Origin of the sequence: Flavobacterium sp. N2550 (genome assembly GCF_025947265.1) — a bacterium.
Classification (GTDB): Bacteria; Bacteroidota; Bacteroidia; order Flavobacteriales; family Flavobacteriaceae; genus Flavobacterium; species Flavobacterium endophyticum.
The window spans coordinates 1,750,715-1,770,245 of sequence record NZ_CP110007.1; the positions used below are offsets into that span (position 1 = coordinate 1,750,715).

The following is a 19,531-nucleotide window of genomic DNA, read 5'->3' on the forward strand; positions in this document are numbered from 1 at the left end:
TAGGTTTTATTTAAGAAAGAATTACACTTTTTTGAGAAAGATAGTAATTTTTTCAATAAGTTCGGGCATCACCGGAAGGTCTGGATTGGTATAGCTTTGCATGTTTTCCGTCTCGTCGCCCTTGATTTCTTTAAAGATATGGTTCATGTTTTCGATTAGTACCAGTTCTGATTTAGGATTGGCTTTGTGCAACAGCTCGGCATCTTGAACCGAAACTTGAATGTCTTTGGTTCCGTTGATAATCAGAATCGGAATAGCAAGTTTTTTGATTTCTTCTTGCGGATTGTGTTTTAGCCAAGAAATCATATAAGGCTGTACGCTTTTTCTGAAAAGGCCTGCCAGCATTGGATTTTTAGATTCAAAGGTTTCTCCTTTTTTGAGCAGCTCAAGGCTTTTGGCGGTTTCTTCTTTTAGCATAGGAGCCCTCTTTCCGATCTGTTCTACCAAAACCTCGTCAATAGGTCTTCCGGCGCCTGCCAGCGAAATAAAAGCATCGGTGTTGGCTGTGGCTGCATTCATCCCGATTAGAGAGCCTTCGCTATGGCCGGCAATGATAATCTTCCTAAACTGTTTTTTGGCCTTGAAATAGGAAACGATATCCTTTACGTCTTGAATCAGGATATCAAAATTGGATTTGGACTCGTCAAGGTTTCCTGACTTTATTTCAGCAATCACTCTTTTGTCAAAACTGTAAACGGCGTATTCTTTTTTGGCCAATCCTTCGGCTAAAAATTTCAAAGAATTGCTTGAAGCTCCAGGCTGGTTTCCGTCTCTGTCTGTCGGACCAGAACCTGCAATCAGGATGATAAGGTCTGTTTTTTTGGATGCCTTTTCCGGTTTGTATAAAGTTCCGTTAAGCATAGTACTGACAGCGATTTCTTCTGTTGTGAATTTGCTTTCTTGAGAAAAAGCAGCAATGGCCGAGAATAGGGCAAAGCTAAATGCAAGTATTTTTTTGATCATGATCTAATAGTTTAAAAGTGAGATGGCAATTCCAGAAATGATTTCTGCCGCAAGAATCGACAGTGCAAAATATACTTTATGCAGGCTTGTCTTGCTGTTGGCCGCAATCTTAAAGCCGTTGTAGAGCAGGATAACAAACCAGATGATGCAGATAATAGCAAGCAGCGAAAATAAGGTGAGCATTAAAACGCTTGAAGGTGCTATGTCTATATCAGTCGGCATATTTTTTAGGTCTATTTTTTCAAGCAGGCTTTCTGTGATGTCGGAAATAAAGTTGTTGAAGTTTGTAAGCGTCAATAGGTAAAAAGGCACACGAGCAATGAGCACCGGATTCAAGATGTCGATAAAACGGGTCTTTTTGTTGATTAGCTTTCCGGTAAGAAACAAGACCGATGCTAGGCAGGCAATATTGATCAGGTTGTCTAGAAAAGGCTGTAATAAGGTTACGGTTCCGGTAAAATGGAGATCGATAACACCGTCGTATCTTCCATTGAAAAGATAGGCGAGATAGCTTCCGGCAGCTGTCAGTGCTAATCCAAAGAGAAGGAGTTTTGTTTCGGAAGTGTTTTCAAAAGGATTGAGTAGTAGTTTTTTTCATGGGTTTTCAGATTTAAGTTTTTTTATCTTTTCAATAATATCGTCTAGCTTGTTCCTGACAGTGGGGTAGCTATTGCCCATCTGTACAGCCATTTCTTTAAGGCTACCGCTGGTCAGGAAAAATTGGAGGATAAAGTTTTGTTCTTCTTCCGAAAGCTGGAGATAGAAGGGGAGCGAGTAGTGGCCCGAAACGGTAGTCTGGCAATTCTCACACTTGAGCTGGGAGACCGAAAGAGAATCGCTGCAGCTCGGGCAATGAATGGGAAGCTTTGGTGTCATAAACTAAAATTAATTAATATAAATATTAACTTTATTAATGCAAAATTAAATAAAATTAATTTTAGTTTCAAATTATTTTGCGATAAGGCAAAAAAAAATATTCCGAAAAGGAATATTTTTAAGGGTAATATATGTTAATCAAATTTATTCTTGATGTAGTATTTGCCATCTAAATCATCGTCAAAATCATCAATTTTGGGCGGTTTTGGTTTTGGTTTGCTGGCCATTGCTTTCTTCTTCCACAGCTCGAATTTATCTGCGGTAAGTTTCTTTTTCATAATTTCGATTACCTCTTTTTCGGCTAATCCTAACTCTTTTTTAATAATCTCAAAAGGATTTCTTTCTTCTAAAGCCAATGTAACAAGCTTTTCATTTTCCTCCCAAGTCAGCTCAATGTTTTTGCCTTTCTTCATTACATGAAAATTAATTCAGATAAAATAGTTGTATACGTTTTTTAATTGTTAATCAATATTAAGAAAAAAAATAATTACTTTTTCAAGCAGGCATAAATTTTTTTATTTGGGATTGTTTTGAGGCGACCTGTGTTTTTGGAATGGGATTTTGATCAAATTAGAAAGACGGTTGTTTTCGGATGGCTGCATGTGCGTATCGACGCCATAGATGATGTCTTCTTTCGGAAGGGAGGTGAAAGTGCCGAAAAGCCTGTCCCAGATAGAAAAGATATTGCCGTAATTTGAATCGGTATAAGGTAGCATATAGTGGTGGTGTACCTTATGCATGTTTGGCGAAACGATAATGTAGCTGATGTATTTGTCTAATTTTTCAGGCATCGAAACATTGGCATGATTGAATTGCGAAAAGACGACAGACAGGGATTGGTATAAAAAAGCAAGCCACATCGGAGCACCTGCAACCAAGACAGCCAAAGCGGTAAATATAAAGCGGATAAAGCTTTCGCCGGGATGGTGCCTGTTGGCGGTAGTAGTATCGACCCAGGTATCTGTGTGGTGGATGAGATGGAAATGCCACAGCCATCGGGTCTTGTGCTGTACTAAATGGGCAAGGTAGGCACCGATAAGGTCTAGCAGCAGAAGGCCGATCAGCGTATAGAGCCAAAGCGGCAGTTCTGGTAGCCATTGCAAGACACCAAAATCATTCCTTATGGCCCATTCTGAAGAAAGCAATAATATAAAAGCCAGGATGAAGTTCACGACAATCGTGGTCAGCGTGAAGAAGATATTGATTCCTGCGTGGTTCCATTTTTTATAATCGAACCGAAACAAGGGAAATGCGTTTTCGATCATCCAAAAGATAGCAATACCTCCAACGAGAATAAGACCTCGGTGCAGTGAAGGAATAGTTGAAAAATAACTTACGATATCATTCATAGGCTGCAGTATTTAGTTTTTAAGTACCAAACATAACGGTAAACGTGGTGCCGATATTGACTTCGCTGGCTACTGAGATTTTTCCTTTCATGCTTTCTATCTGTGTTTTCGTCATGAAAAGCCCTATGCCTTTGGCTTCGGGATGGTTATGGAAAATCTGGTGCATGCCAAAAACTTTGTGGCCGTTCTTGGCTAAGTCAATTCCGAGTCCGTTATCGATGACATAAAGATAAACAATATTATTTTTTCTTTCAGAACGGATCGTAATTTCGGGAGTCCTGTCCTCAGCCCTGTACTTGATCGCATTGCTGATCAGGTTGTGGAAGATACTTTCTAGGTAGATTCTGGAATACGCAATTTCTTGAACTTCTTTGAAATCGGCCTTAATGATCGCGCCGGATTTCAGGATTTCGCCCTGAAGCGATTCGGTAATCTTGGAGAAAATTTCTTGGAATGCCAATAGTTCTTTTTCGACAATCTTATTTTTTTTGATATGGAGCACTTCCATCAATTGGTTTAGGGAATCGTTCAGGTTTTGCGCTACTTTCTTGAGCATGTCGAAAATCATCCGGTATTCTTCAACCGGACTGTTTTCTTCGATGGTAGCGATCAGGGCAGTAATGTTAGAGGCAGGCGATCTTAGGTTGTGCGAAGTGATGTTGGCAAAATCATTCAACTGTTGGTTCTGTATCGTAAGTTCGTCCATCAGGTTTTCTTGGATAATCTTATCCAGAAGAAGCCTTTGCGTAGTCTGGCGGATTTTTATGTAGGCAAAAATCAAGATGATAAAAGTGATGCCGGTAAACAAAAAGAAATTATTGTTTCGGGCCTTTACATTTTCTTCTGTCTGGCTTAGATTTTCAGTCAATATCAAAACCGCTTGATTTTGATAATCGCGTATGGACTTTCGGATTGAATCCATGACCTCCTTTCCACGGCCTTTTTTTACGATTTCAGCGGCCTTTTCCATTCCAGATTCTTTTCGGGCCTGGATGACCATTGCGCTGATCTTTTTCTTGGAATCGATCAGCTTTTCAAGCGTATCGAGCTTTTTGATCTGTAGTTCATCAGTTTCGTTCATGGAACGTAGCGAATCAATCCAAATTTCAAGATTTTTATGTCCGTGATTGTAAACTTCCAGATAATTCTCATCACCCGTAATGGTATAGCCGCGTGTTCCTGTTTCGATATCGATCGTGCTAGAAAGTACTTTTTCTAATACGCTGTTGATGTTGCTGGTATGGTTTACAATAATTCTGTTTTGCTTTACAGATTGAGATCGGTTGTGGATGGAGTAGGCCAACATTGCAAAGCAAACGACAATAACGAGGAACGTTATGTCAATAGTGGTTTTTAGAGATAGTCTTCTCATTTTAAACGGTTTGTGGTATTTTTTTTAATTGGGGTGGCACGGTAAAATGCCACTGCAAAATAATGGAATTATTTTGTTGTATACGTTTAAAAAAGCACGAAGGTTTCTAAATATATAAATAGGCCCAATAGATCAGCAGGAATTGTAATGGGATACGTAGTATCAAAACCCATTTTGGCAATCCGAAACTAGCCTTTTTGTCTTGTAGCATATGGATGTGGGCGGGAAGGAAGACAATAAGCAAAAAGATGATGCCGCAAGCTCCGTACGTGGAATAATCAGGCAGGCATAAAAGCAGTCCGAAGCATATTTCTGCCAGTCCGCTCAAGATATTTAGCAGTTTTGGGTTTGGAAAATAGGGAGGGATTATCCTTACATACATTTTCGGGTTTCTGAAATGATTCAGTCCTGCCAAAATATATAGAAAGGCCATCAGGTATAAATGCCAAGGTAAATCCATAAAAGCGTTTTTACGAATTTAGGCAATTTCTGGCTTCAAAAGCATTAAATTTCTTTCTTCTTGAATTTGAAGTTCATGATGACGATTGCCAGAATAATAAGGATGATGCCAATCCATTGCATCAATACGACTTCTTCATTGAGCAGGAAGAAGGCCATAAGCACAGAAACCGGGAGTTCCAGCGACGACACGATACTTCCCAATCCGATTCCGGTAAGCGGAAAACCAGCATTCAAAAGCATGGGAGGAATTATGGTGCCAAATAGGGAAAGGACGATTCCCCATTTTAAGAATATGTTGACATCGAAAGGTGTATTTTGTGTAATCAGTGCAAAAGTGAGTACGATGATACCGCCTCCCAAAAGCATGTATAAGCTTCTTTGGGCCGAAGATATTCCTAAGGCTACTCGGTTGGCTGTAAACATAGTGGTCGTGAAAGAGGCCGCAGCCATTAATCCCCACGCAATACCGCGCCAGTCTAGGGTAGCTTCGGTGTTGATAAGATTGGTAGCCAACGCAGTACCCGCTAATACGATAATTACTGCTATTATTTTTGTTGTCGAAGGTAGCTTTTTTTCGAGAAACATTTCAAGCAAAACGCCCATCCAGACCGTCTGCATAAGCAATACGATTCCGATTGAAACGGGAATGTAGCGAACGGCAAGGTAATAGAAGATGCTGGTCAGTCCTGTAGAGGTACCGGCAATCATCAGGTGGGTGATATTTTTGCGTGTCGCTTTGATAACGACATTGTCTTTTCTTGATTTTTGGAAAGCGTTTATGATAAGAATTCCGATAATCCCGAACAAAAACTGCGACGAAGTAACCTCGGCAGTCGTATAGCCTTGGTCGTAAGCCATTTTTACAAAAGTTGCCAGCATTCCGTAGCTTGTAGCGCCTAGGCCTACAAGAAAAACTCCTTTCAATACTTTATTTCCAAACATTCTTTCAATTTTTAAAAGCGGGCAAAGATAAAGCATAGTTTTTTTGCTAAAAGTTTTTTTGCGATTAAAAGATACTATTTTAACAGGATTTTAGTTAATAGATAATAATGTACTTTCAACTTAAAAGCCCCCATTTTGTATGATTCACAAAATTCTCTTGTTTGTCGCCTTGCAATTCATAAGCTGTGATAAATCTTCGGTAGCGGCTTCGGAGGAAATCGTCAAGAAGCGAGATTATGCTGCGTTTCATAAAGAGGCTAGGGAATTCTGCAAGGATAAAAAATTCAATGAAGGTTATTATTTTCTGATCGACTTGAGCATTCATTCTGGCAAGAACCGATTTTTTGTTTATGATTTCAAGACCAACCAAATCAGCAATGAGAATCTCGTCACGCACGGCAGCTGCGATGTCAAAGAAGATAACGATACTAAATGGGAAAAGGCAAAATTCAGTAATAAAGACGATAGCCATTGCTCTTCAAAGGGCAAATATAAAATCGGCAAAAGGGATTCTAGTACTTGGGGAATCAAAATTAAATATTGGCTGCATGGATTGGAAGAAACCAACAAAAATGCGGTAGATAGGGTGGTAGTGCTGCATTCTTGGAGCGCTGTTTCAGATAAAGAAATTTACCCAAAGTATGCTCCCTTAAGCTGGGGCTGCCCGGCAGTTTCGGATGATTTTATGAGGGTTTTGGATAAAAAGCTGCAGCAAGCCGACAAGCCCGTCCTGCTTTGGATTATTGAATGAATCACTTCTGGTTTGTTCATCTTATTTTGAATTAAAACCAAGCTAAAAAGAAAAATCACAAACCTATTTTTTATAAGTTTTATATTGAAAATGAAACAATTATAGTGGCTTCCTAGGCTACTGTCGTGTTTTTTTGTAGTAATTTAATTTTAGATGACATATTGCTTTGTTTTGACTGTAATTTTAACTTTTTTGTGATTATAATTCTTATTATAGGTTTTTGAATAAAATGTAGTTTTTTTTGATAAATAAAAGAATTAGTTTCGAGTAAATTAACTAAAAAGATGATAATTATAAGTCTTTATGGTTGATTTTTAATTCTTTCTTCAACCTAAACTTCTTTTTATGAAAAAAACTTTACTATGTCTTTCTTCCCTCTTTTTGACCCTATTTTCTCAAGCACAAGAATTTGTTGCCTTTCAGGTAAATTCAGGGTTTAATGCAGATGTTATAGCAAACGGAATAGGCTTATCCACATCCTCAACGACTATTGCGGTAGATAATGCAAATTTTGCCTTTATTACCACAGATTTTCAAGCAACTGCTGCAGGTACTCCTTTGGCAACGGCTTTGCCAGTCAATGGTTTGATAAACAGTACGGCAACTGCAGGCTTGCAATTTCAGATGGCTTCCTATTCGGCTAATAATGTGTTGCGAATTCCGACACAAAATGAAAGTGGTACTCTTGTTTTTGCAAATCCGCTTAGAGGATCGCGACTATTTTTACTCTTGACTTCTGGCAGTGGTACGGCGACAATTTCTGGAACGATTAACTTTTCGGACAATACAACCCAAGCATTGAGTCCTTCCACTGTTCCGGATTGGTTTAATTCATCTGCATTGCCTGTAGCAATTTCGGGTATCGGGAGAGTAAATTTGGCCAATGACGTTGTTGAAAGTCCCTCTGGAAATCCAAGACTCTATCAGATGGAAGTAGCCATCTTGCCTGCAAACCAGTCGAAGCAGATTTCTGGAATTACGATTACTAAAACTTCAATTGAAGAGGGTGTTCTCAACTTATTTGGCGCCAGTGCCGAAATACTGCCAACATGCCCATCTCCGACAGGATTATCAGCTGTAACTACAGCATCGGGAGCGACAGTTTCGTGGACGGCTCCTCCATCTGTGCCAAGCAATGGATATGACTATTATTATTCATTGACAGCTACTGCTCCAAATAACGATACGGAACCTACAGGCAATGTGGCGTCTACTCAAACAAGCGTGACGCTTAACGATTTAACCATAGGACAGCTGTATTATTTTTGGGTGAGATCCAATTGTGGTGCAACAGACAAAGGAGTGTGGAGGCCTACTAGTTTTACGACAGGACAGCTCACTACAACCCATACTGCTGGGGATATTCTTACGGATAAAACAACCAGCACAACCATTACTGTTTCCTCAAATACTGCCTGCCCTGGTGTAATGACTGTGAATGTTCCTGCTGGTTATCAAATTGCCTCTGTAGCGACTTCTTATTCTATGCAGACAGCTGCGGATGGATTTATGTCAGAACAGCGTTCCATCTTAGTGTGCAATACGACTGGTTTGAAAGAAGCTGCCATAACAAGTGGTGCGGGAGATACTTCAGGGACCTATCAATACAACCGTTCTAATCTTACTATTGCAAACGGAGCGACTGGTGCGGTACAATTTGAACTGAGAGCCTGGAGAACATATGGCACGACAGGCTGTAACGGAATATACAATCGCGTAGCGAACAATACGTGGAAGGTAACAATAACCTATCAGGCGGTTGTTTTAGGGACGGATGAAAAAGACGCCATCAAATTTAAAGCCTATCCGAATCCAGTGAGCGATATCTTGACGGTTTCTGGGGAGACTGTTATTTCTGAAATAATGGTTTATAATTATTTGGGACAGAAAGTAATGCAGCAAGTCGGAGATAGTAAGTCGGTTGACGTAAATACTTCTCAGCTTTCAGCGGGTAGCTATCTGGTAAAAGCAAGAGATACTGATGGAAATCAAAACACTTTAAAAATTGTAAAAAAATAGTTAGTTAAGTTTCTTTAAAAAGGGCGTTCAGTTGGTTGGACGCCTTTTTTAATGTGCTAATGTAAGCAATAAAAAAACCTGCAATTTTACTTGCAGGTTTGCTTTTTATAAGTAATCTAAAAACTATTTGATCAGTTCGAAACTTCTCTTTACAAAAGCGGTCAGCTCTTCGCCTTTTAATAGGTTTTGAGATAGTTTTGCCAAATCTAGAGCTTGTTTCACTAAAGCTTCTTGGTGCGACTTGTCAGTAGAATTTAAAATGTTGGAGGCTAATTCGTGATTGGTATTCACCACCAAATTGTACATTTCTGGCATATTCCCCATTCCGAACATGCCGCCACCTCCGGTTTGGCTCATTTCTTTCATACGGCGCAGAAATTCTGGCTGCGTGATTACGAATGGTGCCGACTGGCTGTCTAATGCTTCCAATTGAACTGAGTATTTCTTATCTGAAATAACACTTTCCAATTCGGTTTTCAATTTTTCTTTTTCTTCCTCAGAAAGCTTAGAAATCGTTTCTTCGTCTTTTTTAATTAAGTTGTTGATATGATCCGAATCTACACGTGTGAATGTCAGCTTTTCGTTGTCAGCTTCCAGCTTTTGGATCAAATGCGAGATAATCGGCGAGTCTAAAAGCAGTACTTCATAGCCTTTGGCTTTGGCCTCGGCAATATAGCTGTGCTGCGCGTCTTTGTTAGAAGCATAAAGAATCACAAGATTTCCGTTTTTATCGGTCTGGGCATCTTTTGTCTTTTCTTTTAGTTCGTCAAGCGTGAAATACTTATCATCTACCGTAGGATATAAGGCAAATGCGCCAGCTTTTTCATAGAATTTAGGCTCAGAAAGCATTCCGTACTCCAATACGATTTTGATGTCGTTCCACTTTTGTTCAAAATCTTCACGGTTTTCAGTGAATAGCGATTTTAGCTTGTCGGCTACTTTTCTAGTGATGTAATTGGAAATCTTTTTCACTGCGCCGTCAGCCTGAAGGTACGAACGCGAAACATTGAGCGGAATGTCTGGCGAATCGATAACGCCTTTCAGCATCGTCAAGAATTCAGGAACGATTCCTTCTACATTATCCGTTACATAGACTTGATTTTGGTACAGCTGGATTTTATCTTTCTGAATCTGCAGATCGCCTGTCATTTTTGGGAAATACAGAATTCCTGTCAGGTTGAAAGGGTAATCTACATTTAGATGGATGTTGAAAAGCGGCTCTTCGAATTGCATCGGATACAATTCTCTATAGAAATTTTTATAATCGTCTTCCGTAAGATCGGTTGGCTGTTTTGTCCAAGCCGGATTCGGATTGTTGATGATGTTGTCTACCTCAATAGTTTCGGCTGTATAGTCTTCTGGAGCATCTTCTGGTTTTGGAAGCGTTTCTGTCCTGGTGCCAAATTTGATTGGAACGGGCATGAATTTATTGTATTTCTGCAACAAGCCTGAAATTTTCCCTTCTTCTAAGAACTCTAGAGAATCTTCGGCAATATGAAGGATGATTTCTGTTCCGCGAGAAGTTTTGTCAGCAGGTTCAAGCGTGAACTCTGGACTTCCGTCGCATGTCCAATGCGCGGCAGGCTCGTCTTTAAAAGATTTGGTAATGATTTCGACTTTTTCTGCCACCATAAATGCAGAATAGAATCCAAGACCGAAATGTCCGATGATTCCTGAATCTTTGGCAGAATCTTTATATTTTTCAAGAAATTCTTCAGCACCGGAGAAAGCTACTTGGTTGATGTACTTTTCAACTTCTTCCGCTGTCATTCCCAAACCTTGGTCGATGATATGGATTTTCTTTCCTTCTTTGTCGATTTTTACTTCGATAATCGGATTTCCATATTCAACTTTCGCTTCGCCGATGTTTGCCAGATGTTTAAGTTTCAAGGTAGCATCGGTAGCGTTCGATACTAGTTCGCGCAAGAAAATCTCATGATCACTATAAAGAAACTTTTTGATAAGCGGGAAAATGTTTTCTACCGAAACATTAATTTTTCCTGTTGTCATAAACTATTGATATTAATATTGTTAATTATTTTCGAGATTTTTATTTTCAAATAGAATACCAAATAGTATTGGAATGACAAATTGGCTGAATTGTTAATTTTAAGATAATAAAATTGAAATTTTAACATTTCAAAATCATTCCATTGTATATTTGTAGTGTAATAAACTTTAAAAATACCAATCTATGAAAAAATTAATCTTATTAGGAGTATTTGCCGTGCTATTTGCATCCTGCAAAACTTCATCGATAACAAACACCAAGACGGATAGGTCTTCGCAAGTTGCGATAAAAGGAAATTGGGTTATTAGCTCTGTCAACTATCCGGGCTCAGAATACATTAAGGTAAATTCATTCCAGCTTGCAGATTCTCAATGTTTTGTAGGAAGTACTTGGAAATTTATCTCTAATAATAATAAAGGAGAAATGGCATTGACCAAAACGGGATGTCCAGCATTCAGTTCGCCAATCACATGGTTCGTTAACAAAGACGGACAATTTGTTCTTAAGGTTCTTGACGCTGGCGAAAAAGCAAAAAAAGTCAGAGACGGTTATGTATTGGCAGTCGCTAACCAGACTGAAAGTTCATTCCAATTGATTGACAAGATTGATGTAGGAGGAAAATTGACAGATGTCGTATATCAATTTACAAAAGTAAACTAACCCAAAAACAATAATCGATATGAAAAGAATTGCAATATATTCATTGGCATGCCTATTTGCTGTAGGTACATTTTTTACGAGCTGTGAGTCTGTAAAAAACACAAATAATACCCAAAAAGGCGCTGGAATCGGTGCTGTGGCAGGTGCCGTAATTGGTGGTGTCTTAGGGAACAATTTAGGTAAAGGCGGGAATACGGCTCTTGGAGCTGTTCTTGGAGGCGTTGTCGGTGGAACTGTCGGTGGCGTTATCGGAAACAAAATGGACAAACAGGCAAGAGAAATTGATAATGCCCTGCCAGGTGCTGAGGTAGAAAGAGTAGGTGAAGGAATCAAATTGACATTGAATGAAAATGCTGTGCGTTTTGATACGAACAAATCTACTTTGACAGCAACTGCAAAAGCTAATTTGGATAAATTGGTATCTGTGTTTAACTCATACCCTGACACGAATATCCAGATTTATGGTTATACAGACAGTACTGGTCCAGCGGATTACAATTTGAAATTGTCTGGAGAAAGAGCAGCTTCTGTAAAAAATTATTTAACAAGCAAAGGAATCTCGGCTTCAAGATTTAATACTACAGGTCTTGGAATTGCTGATCCGATTGCGACAAACGATACTCCTGAAGGAAGATCACAAAACCGTCGTGTGGAATTTGCCATCACGGCAAACCAAAAAATGGTACAAGATGCCCAAAATGAGGTGAAAAACTAAATTTTGAAATCATAAATTTTAAAAGGCTGTCTGAAAAGGCGGCCTTTTTTATGCCTGAATCTATTTGGTTGTGAAATGAATAGTTCAATTTTTTTGAAAGATATTTAACAGATGTTTATATGTTTCAGAAATAATTGAAACGTATCTTTACTGTACAATCTAAAAGATAAAAGAATCATGGCAACAGCAAAGAATCCAAAGTCAAAAAAGCAGCTTATTGATGACGATCAATTGATCGGACTCTATATGAATGCGGTTCTGGAAAAGAACGAGGCTCCAAAAAATGTACACATTTTTTGCAAAGAGCACACGATAGAAGAAGCAGATTTTTATTCCTTCTTTAATTCGCTAGATGCTGTAAAGGAAGCTATCTGGGTCAAGTTTTTTGATAACGCTATCGGTATGTTGCAAAAGGATTCCAATTACGCAAGCTATGAAAACAGGAATAAACTGCTATCGCTTTATTTTACGCTATTCGAAATCCTGACGCTGAACAGGAGTTATATCTTTTATGCGTTGAAAGACAACAAAGAAGGCCTCCGCAATTTAAAACAGCTGGCATCGCTTCGAAACCATTTTAAAGATTATATCGTAGATATATTAAAGTCAGGTGAAACCGAAAAAGACAGCAAGGTGAAAAAAATCACAAGGCCGGTTTTTTCTGAAGGTGCTTGGCTTCAGTTCTTATTTATTTTGAAGTTTTGGCTGGAAGATACATCAAAAGGATTTGAAAAGACCGATATCATGATTGAAAAAGCGGTAAAAGCAACTTTTGACATATTGGATACGACGCCGCTAGAAAGCCTGTTTGATTTGGGAAAATTTATCTGGAAAGAAAGAGCATAAGAATATGAAAACATTAGACAAGATACCTGTAAATAAGATCGAAAGGGCCGGACAGCTGGTAAAAACCGGATTCAAAGTTGGCGGTAATTATATCGCTTATTATGGCGAAAAAATCGTAAATCCTTCCCTGACGAAAGAAAAGCTGAATGAAAATAATGCAGAAGATATTTATGACGGCTTGAAAAACTTGAAAGGAAGTGCCTTGAAAGTAGCGCAGATGCTGAGTATGGATAAAAATATCATGCCAAGAGCTTACGTGGAAAAATTTTCATTGGCACAATTTTCTGTACCGCCATTGTCAGCTCCGTTGGTACGAAAAACGTTCAAGAAATATCTGGGCATATTTCCCGAAGAATTGTATGATTCGTTTACGCCAGATTCAGTAAATGCTGCAAGTATTGGCCAGGTGCATAAGGCTGCAAAAGACGGCAAAAAGCTGGCTGTAAAAATCCAGTACCCGGGCGTAGCGGATAGCATCAGTTCTGATTTGGCAATCGTAAAACCATTTGCTATCAAGATGTTTAATCTGCAAGGCAAGGATTCTGAACGCTATTTTAAAGAAGTAGAACACAAGTTGCTAGAAGAGACCGATTATGAATTGGAACTGCGACAAGGCGTTGCTATTGCGGAAGCCTGTAGTGAGATTGTTAATTTGAAATTTCCGAAATACTATCCCGAACTATCTTCTAAAAAGATTATTTCGATGGATTGGATGGAAGGCGAACATTTGTCTGAATTTGCGGCTCACAATGAAGATAGAGCTAAAGGCGACAAGATCGGGCAGGCGTTATGGGATTTTTATATGTTCCAAATGCACCAATTAAAACAAGTTCACGCCGACCCGCATCCAGGAAATTTTCTGATTGATGGAGAAGGCAATCTTATTGCAATTGATTTTGGCTGTATAAAACACGTTCCCGAAGATTTTTATGTTCCTTATTTTGAACTAGCTAAGCCTGAAATTATTGATAATCCGGTGCTTTTCTTAGAGAAATTATATGAATTGGAAATCTTGCGACATGATGATACAAAAGAAGAGATAGCCTATTTCTCTCAATTGTTCCACCAATTGCTTCATCTGTTCACTAAGCCTTTTCAAAGGGAAGCTTTTGATTTTTCTGATGAAGAATTTTTTGGCGAAATGGCACAGCTCAGCGAAGAATACAGCAAAGATTCGAAGCTACGAAAAATGAATGGTAATCGAGGCTCGAAACACTTTTTGTATATCAATAGGACCTTCTTCGGATTGTATAGCTTGCTGCACGATTTGAAGGCGAGAATCGATACTGAGAATTATAAAAAATACATGAAGAATTAGTTTTTGTTTTTAATGGTTGGTTAGGTGGTAAGAGCGATTCTCCAAATTGGGAAATCGCTCTTATTTTTTTATGAAAAATGTAACTTTTTCTCTTGTAAATGTGTTTATTAGACGATTTTAATAGCGATAAGTAGGTTTAATCTTACTTGATTTCTTTATTTTCTGTCCAAAAATTAAAAAAACTTATCAACAGGAAGAGGCAAATATTGTAGTTGAACGATATGGAAATGTAGTTAATCGTAATTATTGTGAAAATGCTTTTATGGGTTTGAATTTATGTTAAAAACATTTGGTTTTATTATAAATTTCGATGTTAAACCCCTAGACTATGAAAAATAATTACAATAATTTATCAATTGATAAAATTAAAAATTACTCATGCACAAAAATTCTTCAGTTGATTTTGGTGTTGCTTGTTTTCTTTACAGCGCATAAAAGTTTTGGGCAAGGAGCAAGTTGTGCTACTGCAACAGCTATTTCGGTAAATACTGAATATAGAGCCCTTACTAATATCAATGATACTGTATTAAATGACCCTACAGCAGGCGTATGTAATGGGCAGACTCTCCAAAGTGATGGGTGGGTAAGATTCGTGGCTACAAGTTCTGAAGCGCGGATAGTCGTAACTGTTTCTAACAGAAATCTAGTCTTATATGCCTATTCGGGTACATGTGCATCGCTAACCCAAATTGGCTGTGCAAATACTACTACGGCAAATGGTGGTCAAACGGAGACATTAGGTTTAACTGCGCTGACCGTAGGAGATACCTATTTTATTAGAATTGGGAATAGTGCAACCAATGCCATGAATATTACATCTTTAGTAGTTTTAACAAACAACAACTGTAATATTGCCAATACGCTAACGATTAATACAGGAACAACGTGCTCGGTATCAACTACAGGCACCACTGTAGGAGCAACTCAAAGTATTGCGGCTATATCATGTGGAGGATTTACAGGAAATGCAGACGATGATGTATGGTATAGATTTGTAGCCACCAGTACTTCACATATTATAACTGCAACTCCTGCAGCTACTTCTGGAATAGATGACATAGTATTAGAACTGAGATCTGGAGCATGTAATGGGACAAATTTAGCATGTTCAGATAATACAACAGGAACAGGTTCTGAAACTATTACAGCTACAGGTTTGACCATTGGAGCTACTTATTATGTGAGGTTGTATAATTATGATAATGCAATCGGTCAGGGTGGTTTTACGATATGTGTTACTACTTCAACACCGCCAACAATTACAAACCTAAGTGCAACCAGCAGCTGTGTTGGAAGTTCGTTAACAATTACAGGGACAAACTTGTCCAGTGCTTCTAGTGTAACTATTGGTGGAACCGCTGCAACGATTACGAACAATACGGCAACTTCGATTACCGTTACAATAGGTACAGGAACAACAGGTAATGTAAGCGTTACCACGCCAGGAGGGACAACGACCTTCGGTACGGCATTTACAGTAAATGCTTTGCCTGCTAATCCAGGAAACCCGACGAGCAACTCTCCACAATGTACTTCTCCTGGAGTCACATTGACAAGATCAGGGACCCCTCCGGCCGGACAGACTTGGTATTGGCAGACAACAGCAACAGGGACATCTACTGCAAACAGCGGTAATACGTATACTGTAACGACTGGTGGAACGTATTATATTCGATCCCAAAATAATACTACGGGTTGCTGGAGTACAGGATCAGGAAGTCTGGCTGTTACAGTTAATAGTTTGCCAGGAACTGCATCAGGACCATCGCCAGCTAATGCCGCTACTGGTGTTTGCTTTTCAGGAACAGGAGCGACAACTTCTATAACATGGACTGCTGTGACTGGCGCTACTTCTTATGATGTTTATTTTGGCGCAGGAAGTTTACCGGCCCTTGTAACAAGCAATGTGACAACAAACAGCTATAGCACAGGCACATTAGCAGCGTCGACTACTTATTACTGGAGAATCGTGCCAAGGAATGCTTGCGGAGCTACAGCAGGATCGCCAACGGCCTGGAGTTTTACTACAAGTGCTACCATATGTTATTGTGCTTCAACATCGACCAACAACAACGAATATATTTCAAGAGTAGTTTCCGGAGGATTTACCAATACGACAACACAGTCAAATTATGCGGATTATACTGGTTTGGGGTCTATTGCTTCTGTAATGCAAGGAACAGCTACCTCGACAATTAGAGTGACAACTTCAAGCGGCCATAATAATGATGGCATCTACCTTTTTGCAGATTGGAATCAGGATGGCGACTTTGCCGATGCAGGAGAAGTCGTAGCGGGACCAACTGCCGCTGCAGGAAGTGGCACCTATAGCTTGACAATTACTGTTCCGGCCGGCGCAACTATTGGCACGACTCGATTGAGAATAAAATTGGCAAGAAATGCCAACAATAATCCGTGCCAAGCTACTTTCAACAATGGAGAAGTAGAAGATTACCTGATTACCGTAATCCCGACCTGTACGCTTACGGTTACAGCGACTTCTGGGCAACATTGCGGTCCCGGAACAGTAACTTTGACGGCTGTTGGAGGTTCGGGTACAACACAATACAGATGGTACGAATACATAAGCAGCGGTAGTCCCGTTGCAACCACAACTACAGGTTCTTTTGTGACGCCTTCATTGACAACTACAAAAACCTATTACGTGACGGCCTATAATGGAATTTGCGAAAGCCCTAGATTTCCGGTAAATGCCTTTATTTATTCTTCCCCAGCGTCTTCTGTAACTCCAGCTGCTGCGAATTTATGCGACGGCGTAATCGAGTTGGTAGCAACTGGAAGTAACTCTGGAACAACAGATACGCTTTTCTACGAAGATTTTGAAGTGTCTACATCTACGCTTATGATGCTTCAAGATTATGGATCTTCAGCAAATGGATATTGGTATATTGAAGAAAGTCCAAGTGAGTATATAAGCTATGAAACAGTAAGTTCGGGAAGCAATTTTGGAGCAATTGATTCTTTTTATGATTTATTTGGTTATTCTAATAACGCCCTGACCATGAGCGGTGCTATCAGTACGTATAATTATACTTCTTTGGCTCTTAACTTCAGGCATTACTACGAATATGTGAATGATGAGGCACCGGACCGAGCTATTATTGAAGTCAATACCGATGGAGATTTAGATGGAGTCTGGACTGCATTACAGACCTATACAAGCGATCAAGGAGCTCCGACAAATTTTTCCACAGTGAATATTGATTTGTCAGCTTATATTAATCAGCCTAATTTAAGAGTCCGGTTCAGGTATTATTCGGGTTGGAATTATGGTTGGAATATTGACGATATTCGAATCACCGGAACTTCTGTTCCTTCACCAGTAGCATGGACGCCTGTTACAGGATTATACACAGATGCAGCGCTTACGACTCCTTATACAGGAGGAAATAGTGCTAGGGTATATGCTTATCCTGATACGGCGCAAACCTATACTGCAACTGTAACAAACGGTTCTGGCTGCGATGCAACCGATACCTCCATCATTTCAGGAAATTCTAATATATGGAATGGTACTTCGTGGAGTACTGGAACCTCGCCGATAACTGGCACAGAGAAGATAATCTTTAACGGCAATTATAGCTCTACAGGAGATCTTTCGGGCTGTCTTTTACAAGTAAATAGTGGGAATGTTGTTATTAATGCTGATAATACGATTACCATTGCAAATCAGGTAAGGATAAAACCAGCGGCTACCTTTACTCTCGAGGATACCGCAAGTCTTTTACAGACAGCAGGAACGGCTAACACAAACATCGGAATCATCAAGGCAAAACGCAATACACAGCCAATGAAAAGGCTTGACTTTACGTATTGGTCATCTCCAGTTGCAGGACAGACGTTACACAATTTGTCGCCTACCACATTAGCAGACAAATATTATAGCTGGAATCCAGTGAGCCAAGCTTGGGTAACCCACATGAATGGCAATACCACAATGCTTGATGCTAAAGGGTATATCGTAAGGGCACCGCAAAGTTTTTCTACTACGGCAGCTATACCTTATATTGCGACATTCGAGGGGATTCCTAATAATGCAGACATTTCAATTCCTGTTTATGGAAATACGAGCATACTGCCAGCCGATTATAAATGGAACTTGATAGGAAATCCGTATCCATCTGCTTTAGATATAGATGAATTTTTATCGCATCCGGATAATATCGTGGCTGTCGACGGAACGATTTATTTATGGACGCATAATTCGGCACCAAGCAACGCAATTCCTGGCGACCAGACTTACAATTATACGGCTAATGATTATGCAACGTATAATCTTTCGGGTGGTGTTGCCACTTCGCCTGCGACTCCAGATCCGTTGCACCCTGAAATCAGCAATAATTTCAATACTACAACGCCGACAAAATACCTGGCTTCTGGTCAAGCCTTTTTTGTAAGAGGTCTTGGGAATGTTCCAGTCAGATTTATAAACGACATGCGCGTTCAAGACGAAAATAATCAGTTCTTTAGAAACCCGAATCCTCATGGCAATACCACTCATTCAGGAATCGAAAAGAACAGGTTTTGGCTAAACATACGAAATAACCAAGGCGCTTTTAATCAAACATTGATCGGATATATCGAAGGTGCTACGAATGGTTTGGATAGAGGTTTTGATGGCAATTTGTTTGGAGGCAATTATGTTTCTATTTATTCGCTGAACAATGCCCAAAAGCTAGCCATACAAGGACGTGCACTGCCATTTGATGAAGCTGATAGTGTAGATCTGGGCATCAAGGCTACTATTGCAGGAACCTTCACAATTAGCCTTGACATGTTGGACGGATTATTTGTAACTCAAGATATCTATCTAAAAGACAATCTTCTGAATGTTATCCATGATTTAAAATCGGGTCCTTACAGTTTCACATCTAACATAGGAACGTTCGATAGCAGGTTCAAGATTGTGTATGAGAATGACGCACTTGGGGTTCCAGAATTTAATGCAGAAAGCATTATTATCTATAAAAAAGACAAAAGTGTTGTGGTAAATGCTGGATTAGCCATAATTGAGGAAGTCAAAGTTTTTGATATTCAAGGAAGGCTATTATTTGATGGCCAGAAAATCAATGCTAAGGAAACCATCATCAAAAGCTTGCCTCCGACAGAACAGGTACTTATTGTTCAGGTAGTCACTGCTGAAGGAGCAAAAGTTGCCAAGAAAATAATTTATTAGACTTGAAACTAATTAAAAAAGAAAGCCTTTGGAATTTCCAAAGGCTTTGT

General features: G+C 39.4%; 16 protein-coding genes. 7 read left to right on the forward strand and 9 right to left on the reverse strand.

Annotated elements, in window-relative coordinates; all coding sequences use genetic code 11:
• Positions 1–21 precede the first annotated feature (21 nt).
• The 8 genes from OLM56_RS07715 to OLM56_RS07750 form a co-directional block, all read right to left on the reverse strand.
• Positions 22–963, reverse strand: a complete 942-nt coding sequence (locus OLM56_RS07715; protein WP_182494050.1) for an alpha/beta hydrolase family protein — start codon at positions 961–963, stop codon at positions 22–24.
• 3 nt (positions 964–966) lie between these two features.
• Positions 967–1,350, reverse strand: coding sequence for a hypothetical protein (locus OLM56_RS07720; RefSeq protein WP_264528892.1), 384 nt, complete (start codon positions 1,348–1,350; stop codon positions 967–969).
• Positions 1,351–1,557: 207 nt separating this feature from the next.
• Positions 1,558–1,839 carry a DUF2089 family protein gene (locus OLM56_RS07725; RefSeq protein WP_121376671.1) on the reverse strand — a complete coding sequence of 94 codons (282 nt, stop codon included), beginning with the start codon at positions 1,837–1,839 and terminating at the stop codon, positions 1,558–1,560.
• Between the two features lie 134 nt (positions 1,840–1,973).
• Positions 1,974–2,252, reverse strand: a complete 279-nt coding sequence (locus tag OLM56_RS07730) for a DUF2805 domain-containing protein (RefSeq protein WP_121376670.1) — start codon at positions 2,250–2,252, stop codon at positions 1,974–1,976.
• Between the two features lie 102 nt (positions 2,253–2,354).
• Positions 2,355–3,188 (reverse strand): sterol desaturase family protein, encoded by an 834-nt coding sequence (locus OLM56_RS07735; protein ID WP_264528893.1) that lies wholly within the window; start codon positions 3,186–3,188, stop codon positions 2,355–2,357.
• A 19-nt stretch (positions 3,189–3,207) separates the two neighbouring features.
• The gene (locus tag OLM56_RS07740; RefSeq protein WP_182494046.1) at positions 3,208–4,560 is read right to left on the reverse strand and encodes a CHASE3 domain-containing protein; all 1,353 of its coding nucleotides are present in this window, start codon (positions 4,558–4,560) and stop codon (positions 3,208–3,210) included.
• Positions 4,561–4,666: 106 nt separating this feature from the next.
• On the reverse strand, positions 4,667–5,020 hold the full coding sequence (locus OLM56_RS07745; protein ID WP_182494045.1) for a MauE/DoxX family redox-associated membrane protein: 354 nt from the start codon (positions 5,018–5,020) through the stop codon (positions 4,667–4,669).
• 44 nt (positions 5,021–5,064) lie between these two features.
• Positions 5,065–5,964 (reverse strand): EamA family transporter, encoded by a 900-nt coding sequence (locus OLM56_RS07750; RefSeq protein WP_264528894.1) that lies wholly within the window; start codon positions 5,962–5,964, stop codon positions 5,065–5,067.
• 139 nt (positions 5,965–6,103) lie between these two features.
• On the opposite strand from OLM56_RS07750, the gene OLM56_RS07755 reads away from it, so the two are divergent.
• Together OLM56_RS07755 and OLM56_RS07760 are read left to right on the forward strand one after the other, a co-directional pair.
• Positions 6,104–6,715, forward strand: coding sequence for a murein L,D-transpeptidase catalytic domain family protein (locus OLM56_RS07755; protein ID WP_264528895.1), 612 nt, complete (start codon positions 6,104–6,106; stop codon positions 6,713–6,715).
• 345 nt (positions 6,716–7,060) lie between these two features.
• Positions 7,061–8,734, forward strand: a complete 1,674-nt coding sequence (locus OLM56_RS07760; RefSeq protein ID WP_264528896.1) for a T9SS type A sorting domain-containing protein — start codon at positions 7,061–7,063, stop codon at positions 8,732–8,734.
• A 123-nt stretch (positions 8,735–8,857) separates the two neighbouring features.
• Here OLM56_RS07760 and htpG read toward each other — a convergent pair whose 3' ends face one another.
• Positions 8,858–10,744 (reverse strand): molecular chaperone HtpG, encoded by a 1,887-nt coding sequence (gene htpG / locus OLM56_RS07765; protein WP_264528897.1) that lies wholly within the window; start codon positions 10,742–10,744, stop codon positions 8,858–8,860.
• Between the two features lie 184 nt (positions 10,745–10,928).
• Here htpG and OLM56_RS07770 point away from each other — a divergent pair, with 184 nt between their 5' ends.
• The 5 genes from OLM56_RS07770 to OLM56_RS07790 all read left to right on the forward strand — a co-directional run bounded on the left by OLM56_RS07770 (position 10,929) and on the right by OLM56_RS07790 (position 19,481).
• A complete protein-coding gene (locus OLM56_RS07770; RefSeq protein WP_121376663.1) occupies positions 10,929–11,405 on the forward strand; it encodes a lipocalin family protein in 477 nt (158 codons plus the stop codon).
• 19 nt (positions 11,406–11,424) lie between these two features.
• A complete protein-coding gene (locus OLM56_RS07775; RefSeq protein ID WP_121376662.1) occupies positions 11,425–12,120 on the forward strand; it encodes an OmpA family protein in 696 nt (231 codons plus the stop codon).
• Between the two features lie 177 nt (positions 12,121–12,297).
• Positions 12,298–12,966, forward strand: a complete 669-nt coding sequence (locus OLM56_RS07780) for a TetR family transcriptional regulator C-terminal domain-containing protein (protein WP_264528898.1) — start codon at positions 12,298–12,300, stop codon at positions 12,964–12,966.
• Between the two features lie 4 nt (positions 12,967–12,970).
• Complete coding sequence (locus OLM56_RS07785) at positions 12,971–14,284, forward strand: ABC1 kinase family protein (protein ID WP_264528899.1); 1,314 nt, start codon at positions 12,971–12,973, stop codon at positions 14,282–14,284.
• 328 nt (positions 14,285–14,612) lie between these two features.
• Entirely contained in the window at positions 14,613–19,481 is a 4,869-nt protein-coding gene (locus OLM56_RS07790) for a GEVED domain-containing protein (RefSeq protein WP_264528900.1), read from the forward strand.
• The last annotated feature ends 50 nt before the right edge of the window (positions 19,482–19,531 follow it).

What these genes read in the sequence shown, in the direction of transcription:
- OLM56_RS07785 (WP_264528899.1), top strand. Translation starts at nt 12,971, where the DNA reads ATGAAAACATTAGACAAGATACCTGTAAATAAGATCGAAAGGGCCGGA.
- OLM56_RS07745 (WP_182494045.1), bottom strand. Translation starts at nt 5,020, where the DNA reads ATGGATTTACCTTGGCATTTATACCTGATGGCCTTTCTATATATTTTG.
- OLM56_RS07725 (WP_121376671.1), bottom strand. Translation starts at nt 1,839, where the DNA reads ATGACACCAAAGCTTCCCATTCATTGCCCGAGCTGCAGCGATTCTCTT.
- OLM56_RS07750 (WP_264528894.1), bottom strand. Translation starts at nt 5,964, where the DNA reads ATGTTTGGAAATAAAGTATTGAAAGGAGTTTTTCTTGTAGGCCTAGGC.
- OLM56_RS07735 (WP_264528893.1), bottom strand. Translation starts at nt 3,188, where the DNA reads ATGAATGATATCGTAAGTTATTTTTCAACTATTCCTTCACTGCACCGA.
- OLM56_RS07730 (WP_121376670.1), bottom strand. Translation starts at nt 2,252, where the DNA reads ATGAAGAAAGGCAAAAACATTGAGCTGACTTGGGAGGAAAATGAAAAG.
- OLM56_RS07755 (WP_264528895.1), top strand. Translation starts at nt 6,104, where the DNA reads ATGATTCACAAAATTCTCTTGTTTGTCGCCTTGCAATTCATAAGCTGT.
- OLM56_RS07790 (WP_264528900.1), top strand. Translation starts at nt 14,613, where the DNA reads ATGAAAAATAATTACAATAATTTATCAATTGATAAAATTAAAAATTAC.
- OLM56_RS07740 (WP_182494046.1), bottom strand. Translation starts at nt 4,560, where the DNA reads ATGAGAAGACTATCTCTAAAAACCACTATTGACATAACGTTCCTCGTT.
- OLM56_RS07770 (WP_121376663.1), top strand. Translation starts at nt 10,929, where the DNA reads ATGAAAAAATTAATCTTATTAGGAGTATTTGCCGTGCTATTTGCATCC.
- OLM56_RS07760 (WP_264528896.1), top strand. Translation starts at nt 7,061, where the DNA reads ATGAAAAAAACTTTACTATGTCTTTCTTCCCTCTTTTTGACCCTATTT.
- OLM56_RS07775 (WP_121376662.1), top strand. Translation starts at nt 11,425, where the DNA reads ATGAAAAGAATTGCAATATATTCATTGGCATGCCTATTTGCTGTAGGT.
- OLM56_RS07780 (WP_264528898.1), top strand. Translation starts at nt 12,298, where the DNA reads ATGGCAACAGCAAAGAATCCAAAGTCAAAAAAGCAGCTTATTGATGAC.
- OLM56_RS07715 (WP_182494050.1), bottom strand. Translation starts at nt 963, where the DNA reads ATGATCAAAAAAATACTTGCATTTAGCTTTGCCCTATTCTCGGCCATT.
- htpG (WP_264528897.1), bottom strand. Translation starts at nt 10,744, where the DNA reads ATGACAACAGGAAAAATTAATGTTTCGGTAGAAAACATTTTCCCGCTT.